The organism is Deltaproteobacteria bacterium (genome assembly GCA_009930495.1).
Classification (GTDB): Bacteria; Desulfobacterota; Desulfovibrionia; order Desulfovibrionales; family Desulfomicrobiaceae; genus Desulfomicrobium.
Window position 1 is genome coordinate 1 of record RZYB01000140.1, and the last position, 6,960, is coordinate 6,960.

Genomic DNA, 6,960 nt, shown 5'->3' on the forward strand with positions numbered 1-6,960 from the left:
CACCCTGGGCATGGCCCGAACCTTCCAGAACATCCGGCTCTTTTCGGGCATGAGTGTGCTCGACAATGTCCGCGCGCCCATGCAGGCCTTTGCCCGGACTGGACTTCTCTCCGGGATTCTCGGCCTGCCGGCCAACCGCCGCCAGGAAGGGAAAATCCGGGACACGGCCCTGGACCTGCTGACCCTGGTCGGTCTGGAGGCCAAGGCCCACGACACGGCCGCATCCCTGCCCTACGGCGACCGCCGGCGGCTGGAAATCGCCCGCGCCCTGGCCCTGCGCCCCAAGCTGCTGCTCCTGGACGAACCGGCGGCCGGGCTCAATCTGGCCGAAAAGGAAGAACTGACCGCCTTTATCCGCGACCTGCGCGGCCGTTTCGACCTGACCGTGCTCATCATCGAACACCATGTGCCCCTGGTCATGGGCCTGTGCGACCGTCTGGCCGTGCTCAATTTTGGCCGACTCATCTGCCAGGGCACGCCCGAGACCGTGCGCGGCGACCAATGCGTCATCGACGCCTATCTTGGAGGAAACCATGCCGCTTCTCGCCCTTGATCACGTCAGCGTCAGCTATGGGCCCGTCCAGGCGGTGCGCGATGTCAGCCTGCACGTGGACCAGGGCGAGGTCGTGACTCTGATCGGAGCCAATGGCGCGGGCAAAAGCACCATCCTGCGCGCCATTTCCGGCTTGGCGCGGGCCGCGGCCGGCAGCCTGCGCTTCGCCGACGCGGACATCACCCGCCTGCGGCCCGATCTCATCGTCCGCGCCGGACTGGCCCACTGCCCCGAAGGCCGCCAGGTCCTGGCCAAGCAGAGCGTGGAGGACAACCTGCTCCTGGGAGCCTACATCCGCACGGACGCCGCCGGCATCAGTGCCGATCTGGAGCGGTCCTACGCCATGTTTCCCCGTCTGCGCGAGCGCCGCCAGCAGTTGGCCGGCACCCTGTCCGGAGGCGAGCAGCAGATGCTGGCCATCGCCAGGGCGCTCATGAGTTCGCCGCGCCTGCTGCTTCTGGATGAACCGTCCCTGGGCCTGGCCCCGTTGGTGGTGGAGGAAATCTTCGCCATCCTGGACCGCTTGACCAGCCAAGGCATGACCATCTTGCTCGTCGAGCAGAACGCCCGGCTGGCCCTGGCCCACTCCCACCGTGGGTATGTCCTCGAATCCGGCCAGGTCGCCGCCCATGGACAGGCCAAGGCGCTGCTGGACGACGACCGGGTTCTGGCCGCCTACCTCGGGACCTAGCCTTCTTGCCAGCATCGGCGCCGTCTGCCACAACCCGTCCATGTACGCGGACAACGCACGAATCTGGCCCTCCCTGGCCGCTTGGCTCAAGCCCAAAACCATCCAGGGCCATCTTATCCACATGGTTCTGGCCCTGGTCATGCTCCAAATCGCGGTCAGCTGGCACGTCATTTCCGGCTTGGCCGAGGACATGCTCCGTGAGCAGGTCGGACAAACCGCCCTGCAAACGGCCAAGGCCATCGCCCAAATGCCGACCATCCGCGCGGCCCTCCTGGCCGGAGACCCACACGGAGAAATCCAGACTCTCGCCGAAACCATCCGCGCCCAGACCGGCGCGTCCTTCATCGTCGTCGGCGACCACACCGAGAAACGCTACTCCCATCCCGTTCCGGAACGCATCGGCCAGACCTTTGTCGGCGGCGACACGGGTCCGGCCCTGCGCGAGGGCAGATCCTATGTCTCCGAAGCGATGGGCACCCTTGGCCGCTCCCTGCGCGGCTTCACGCCCATCTTCGGACCCGAGGGAGACATTATCGGCTTCGTGTCCGTGGGCTACCTGAGCGAGGGAGTGCATCAGTCCATCTCCAGTCACCTGGACAAGCCGCTCATGTACATCGTGGGCATGAGTCTGGTCGGCATCGCCAGCGCCATCATCATAGCCGGGCGTCTCAAGAAAATGACCCTGGGCCTGGAGCCGGCCGAGATCACCAGTCTTTATCTGGAGCGCGTGGCCGTGCTCCAGACCATCCGCGAGGGCGTCATCGCCATCGACCACCAGGGCAACATCCGGGTCTGCAATCAGGCGGCCCGCCGCTACGCCGGACTGAGCCTGGACGAACGCTTCGCCGGCAAGCCGGTGGAAACAGTGATCCCTGATGTCGGCCTGCGCCAGGCACTGCACAGCGGCCAGGCCGAATTCGACCAGGAACGGACCGTGGGCGGCCAGGAGCTCATCTTCAACATCGTGCCCGTCTTTCACGAACAAGCCGTGCGCGGGGTGGTGGCCAGCTTCCGGCGCAAGGACGAGCTGGAACGTTTGGCGGCGGAACTGGCCCGGGTTCAGGAATATTCGGAACTCCTGCGGGTCCAGGCCCACGAATACTCCAACAAGCTGCACACCATCGCCGGTCTGATCCAGATCGAGGCCTACCGCGAGGCCCTGGACCTGGTGGCCACGGAGTCCTCCGGGTACGAGGAATTCATCCGTTTCCTGGGCGAGGCCGTGCCTCACCCGGTCATTGCGGCCATCATCCTCGGCAAGTACAACCGGGCCAAGGAGCTGCGCGTGGATTTCCGCATCGACCGGGACAGCACCATGGCCGACGTACCGGCCAGGATCAGCCAGGAAAAGATCGTGACCATTGTCGGCAACCTGCTCGACAACGCCTTCGAGGCCGTGGTCAAGCAGCCGGACGGCGCGCGCCGGGTGGACATGTCCTTCACGGACTTGGGCACGGATATCGTCTTCGAGGTCGAGGATTCCGGACCCGGCGTGGCCGTGGACCGGCAGGAACACATTTTCGAGAAAGGCGTCTCGTCCAAGGGCCTTGGACGGCGCGGCGTGGGACTCTATCTGGTCCGACAACGCCTGGACGAAATGGGCGGACAGATCATGGTCAACCGCGGCGACCTGGGCGGCGCGCTCTTCACCGTGATCATTCCCAAGGAGGAAGGATGAAGACCAGGGTGCTCATTGTCGAGGATGACGTCCGTATCGCGGATCTGCACCGCCGTTTCACCGAACGGGTCGCGGGCTGCGAGGTCGTCGGCGTGGCCCACCGTCTGGACGACGCCCGCGACATGGCCGAGGCCCTGGAACCGCATCTCATGCTCCTCGACCTCTATTTTCCCGAAGGCCTCGGCACGGACCTGCTGCGCGAAATCCGGGCCAAGAACCTGGAAATAGACGCCATCCTCATCACGGCCGCGCGCGAAGTCGGCGCGCTGAAGGAGGCCGTGCGCGGCGGGGTGTTCGACTACCTCATCAAACCCGTCACGGCCGAACGCTTCCACGAATGCCTGACCAAATTCTGCGCCTACCGCGAGCGCCTGCGCGGCGGTAGCACCATCGAACAGCAGGACGTGGACAGCCTGCTCCATCCCGCGCCTCGGGCCGCATCCGCAACGCAACACAACCTGCCCAAGGGTATCGACGGTCTGACCCTGTCCAAGGTCCGTGCCGTGTTCGAGGCCCCGGCCGAAAACACGGGCCGCAGCGCCGAGGAAGTGGCCGACATCATCGGTGTCAGCCGGTCCACGGCCAGACGCTATCTGGAATTTCTCATCGCCGAATCCGTGCTCTTCGCCGACGTGATCTATGGCAGCGTGGGCCGGCCCGAACGCCGCTATTTCCGATCGTAAATCCCGCCAGCCACCGTACCATGGCATTGCGCCATGATCATAATGATCAAAATTCTCAAAATAGGCCTTTTGTTTTTTTGTGTTTCAAATGGCTTTCATCGACATTTTCCTGTAATGGCCCAAACAGTAACCTAGAGGTCCTGTTTTGGCGCATCCGCGCCGCACACGTCATTTTCAGGAGGAGTCATGAAACGTTTCTTCATGTGCGCAGTCGTTCTGCTGGCCGTTAGCCTCTGCGTTCCCGCGTTCGCCAAAACCGTGCTCAAGCTTGGGCACATCGCCGAACCGACCCATCCCTACGCCCAGGGAGCGGACTATTTCGCCAAACTGGTGGCCGAAAAATCCAAGGGCGACATGGAAGTGCAGGTCTTCCCCTCCTCCCAGCTCGGCAGCCAGAAGGACATGACCGAAGGCCTGATCTACGGCACCATTGACATGGTCCTGACCGGTACCGCCGACCTGGGCCAGTTTCAGCCCAAGATGTCCATTTTCGATCTGCCCTTCCTCTTCAAGGACCGTGCCCACGCCTACAAATCCTTGGACACGGTCGGCATGGACCTGGGGCAGGAGCTGGAGTCCAAGGGCCTGAAACTGTTGGGATACATGGAAAATGGTATCCGCCATCTGACCAACAACGTGCGCGAGGTCAAAACTCCGGCCGACATGAAGGGCCTCAAAATCCGGGTCATGTCCAACAAGATTTACATTGAAACCATGAAGGCCCTGGGCGCCTCGCCCACGCCCATGGCCTTTGGCGAGCTCTATTCCGCCATGCAGCAGGGCACGGTCGATGGCCAGGAAAACCCCAGCGCCCACATCTTCACCAAGCGCTTCTTCGAGGTCCAGAAATACGCCTCCCTGACCGCCCACGCCTACGCCCCGGAACCAGTGCTCATCTCCATGATCACCTGGGGCCGACTGTCCGACGCCCAGAAAGCCATCATCCAGGAAGCCGCCAAGGAAGCCGTGGCCTGGCAGCGCGACCTGTCCACCAAGGAAGACAATGCCTACTGGGACAAGATCAAGGCCACGGGCAAGATCGAGGTCATCGAAGTTGATCGCAAGCCCTTCATGGATGCGACCCAGCCCGTGTGGAAGGCCTTTGCCGACACCGTTGGGCAGGACAACATCGACAAGATTCTGGCCCTGGCCAACTAAACCCGCCCTCGCATCCTCGCCCCGAAATCGGGGCGAGGTGTTTACAGGCCGCCACCAGTCGCGGCCATGCCACTTCTGACAACAAGGAGAACTCCATGGACAAACTTCTCCAAGGCGTGCGGACGGTCCTCTACGGATTCTCCGTGGCCGCCATGTCGGTCATGCTGGTGATCATTTTCGCCCAGGTCATGACCCGCTATTTTTTTGGCTACACGCCGGAATGGTCCGAGGAACTGGCCCGTTTTCTGTTCGTCTGGGTCGTCTTCCTGGGCTCGGCCCTGATCATGGGTGAAAGCGGACACCTGGCCGTGCAGTTTCTGCCCGACAAATTCAAGGGTACGCCCCTTGGCTCCGTGCTGGACATCATCATCAATGCCACGGGCTATGTGTTCATCATTCTGCTTTTGACCCAGGGGTGGAAGATGACCTCCATCATGACCTTTCAACGCGCGCCCGGCCTGGATATTCCCATGAGCTGGGTCTATGTCGTCATCCCCGTGAGCAGCGTGCTCATGCTCCTGTACCTGCTCAAGGACACCATCCGCATCGTCAAAAATTTCGGCAAACGCGCCAACAGCCAGGAGGAATAGCATGGAACTTACCCTGCTTCTGGTCTTTCTCGGTCTGACCGCCCTGGGTGTGCCCGTGGCCTTTGCCCTGTGCCTGGCAGCGGCGACCGTTCTTTATTTCTTCATGAACATGCCCCTCGTCATGGTCTCCCAGATGATGTACGCGGGCGTCGATTCCTTTTCCTTCATGGCCGTGCCCTTCTTCATGCTGGCCGGATCGTTCATGTCCGCCGGCGGCGTCACGGCCCGGCTGGTCAACTTCTCCCAGGCCCTGGTCGGCTCCTTCACCGGTGGATTGGCCCAGGCCGTGGCCGTTTCGGGTATGTTCTTCGCGGCCATTTCCGGATCTTCGGCCGCGACCACGGCGGCCCTGGGCTCGACCATGGTCAATGAAATGGAGAAAAAAGGCTATGGCCGGGACTGGGCCACGGGCATCGTGGCCGCCGGCGGCACGGTTGGCATTGTCATCCCGCCATCCATCACACTGGTCGTCTACGGCGTCATCGCCGACACCTCCATCGGCGACCTGTTCGTGGGCGGCTTTCTGCCCGGCCTCCTCATGGGCGCGTCCATGATGCTCGTCAGCTGGTGGCTGGCCAAGAAAAACGGCCTGCAACCGGACGGAACATTCTCGGTCAAGGCCGTGTGGGTGTCGTTCAAGGACTCCTTCTTTGCCCTGATGACCCCGGTCATCATCATTGGCGGCATCTACGGCGGCATCTTCACCCCGACCGAAGCCGCGGCCGTGGCCGCCGTGTATGGCATCTTTGTCGGTATGTTCATCTACAAAGAGCTAAAATTCAAGGACTTCCCCAAGATCATCTTCCAGGCCGTCATCGGCACGACCATCATCATGTTCCTGGTCGGCGCGGCCAACGTCTTTGGCTGGCTTCTGACCAACCTCCAGATTCCGCACCATGTCGGCGCCTTCGTGGCCGGCCTGACGTCCTCGCCCATTGCTTTCCTTCTGGCCATGAACGTGCTGCTGCTGATCATCGGCACCATGGTCAACGCTTCGGGCGCGGTGGTCATCCTGACGCCCATCTTCCTGCCCGTGGCCAAGAGTCTGGGTATCGATCCGCTGTTCTTCGGCGTGCTCATGGTCTGCAATCTGGCCATCGGCTGCATCACCCCGCCGGTGGGCCTGGACCTGTTCGTGGCCAGCGCCATCACCAAGGTTCCGCTGGAAAAAGTCATGAAGGCCTGCCTGCCCTATCTGTACGCGCTCCTGGCCAGCCTGCTCCTTCTGACCTTGTTCCCGCCAATCATCACCATTTTGCCCGATCTGCTCCGATAAAAAAAAGGCGGCCCGTAAGGACCGCCCTTTTTCATTGCATCCCCATCCCGCTCACGGAAGCACTTCGGCCTTGGTAATGACCACTGTTTCCAAGGGCACGTCCTGGTGCATGCCCTTGGTGGTCGTGTACGACGTGGCGATGGCGTCGACCACGGTCTGCCCCTCGACGACCTTGCCGAACACGGCGTAACCAAAGTCGCGCACGCCGTGATCCAAGAACTCATTGTCCGCCGTGTTGATAAAAAACTGAGACGTGGCTGAATCCACCTCGCCTGTCCGGGCCATGGCGATGGAATACTTCACGTTCTTGAGACCATTGGCGGCCTCGTTC

At 62.2% G+C, this 6,960-nt stretch carries 8 protein-coding genes; 7 read left to right on the forward strand and 1 reads right to left on the reverse strand.

Annotation, left to right across the window (positions count from 1 at the left end; genetic code table 11):
* From EOL86_10790 to EOL86_10820, 7 genes are all read left to right on the forward strand, one after another.
* The coding region (locus EOL86_10790) for an ABC transporter ATP-binding protein (protein ID NCD26059.1) at window positions 1–553 on the forward strand (553 nt) is incomplete at its 5' end.
* Window positions 534–1,244, forward strand: a complete 711-nt coding sequence (locus EOL86_10795) for an ABC transporter ATP-binding protein (protein ID NCD26060.1) — start codon at window positions 534–536, stop codon at window positions 1,242–1,244. The genes EOL86_10790 and EOL86_10795, both read left to right, overlap by 20 nt.
* A 40-nt stretch (window positions 1,245–1,284) precedes the next feature.
* Window positions 1,285–2,922 carry a sensor histidine kinase gene (locus EOL86_10800; GenBank protein NCD26061.1) on the forward strand — a complete coding sequence of 546 codons (1,638 nt, stop codon included), beginning with the start codon at window positions 1,285–1,287 and terminating at the stop codon, window positions 2,920–2,922.
* Window positions 2,919–3,605 carry a response regulator gene (locus tag EOL86_10805; protein NCD26062.1) on the forward strand — a complete coding sequence of 229 codons (687 nt, stop codon included), beginning with the start codon at window positions 2,919–2,921 and terminating at the stop codon, window positions 3,603–3,605. The genes EOL86_10800 and EOL86_10805 overlap by 4 nt, the downstream gene beginning before the upstream one ends.
* A gap of 186 nt (window positions 3,606–3,791) precedes the next feature.
* On the forward strand, window positions 3,792–4,763 hold the full coding sequence (locus tag EOL86_10810; GenBank protein ID NCD26063.1) for a DctP family TRAP transporter solute-binding subunit: 972 nt from the start codon (window positions 3,792–3,794) through the stop codon (window positions 4,761–4,763).
* Between the two features lie 95 nt (window positions 4,764–4,858).
* A complete protein-coding gene (locus EOL86_10815; GenBank protein ID NCD26064.1) occupies window positions 4,859–5,353 on the forward strand; it encodes a TRAP transporter small permease in 495 nt (164 codons plus the stop codon).
* Window position 5,354: 1 nt separating this feature from the next.
* A complete protein-coding gene (locus EOL86_10820; GenBank protein NCD26065.1) occupies window positions 5,355–6,629 on the forward strand; it encodes a TRAP transporter large permease in 1,275 nt (424 codons plus the stop codon).
* Window positions 6,630–6,680: 51 nt separating this feature from the next.
* Here the strand turns inward: EOL86_10820 and EOL86_10825 are convergent.
* Window positions 6,681–6,960, reverse strand: a 280-nt coding sequence (locus EOL86_10825; GenBank protein NCD26066.1) for a peptidylprolyl isomerase A, incomplete at its 5' end; no start/stop codon positions are given.

What these genes read in the sequence shown, in the direction of transcription:
- EOL86_10795 (NCD26060.1), top strand. Translation starts at nt 534, where the DNA reads ATGCCGCTTCTCGCCCTTGATCACGTCAGCGTCAGCTATGGGCCCGTC.
- EOL86_10800 (NCD26061.1), top strand. Translation starts at nt 1,285, where the DNA reads ATGTACGCGGACAACGCACGAATCTGGCCCTCCCTGGCCGCTTGGCTC.
- EOL86_10805 (NCD26062.1), top strand. Translation starts at nt 2,919, where the DNA reads ATGAAGACCAGGGTGCTCATTGTCGAGGATGACGTCCGTATCGCGGAT.
- EOL86_10810 (NCD26063.1), top strand. Translation starts at nt 3,792, where the DNA reads ATGAAACGTTTCTTCATGTGCGCAGTCGTTCTGCTGGCCGTTAGCCTC.
- EOL86_10815 (NCD26064.1), top strand. Translation starts at nt 4,859, where the DNA reads ATGGACAAACTTCTCCAAGGCGTGCGGACGGTCCTCTACGGATTCTCC.
- EOL86_10820 (NCD26065.1), top strand. Translation starts at nt 5,355, where the DNA reads ATGGAACTTACCCTGCTTCTGGTCTTTCTCGGTCTGACCGCCCTGGGT.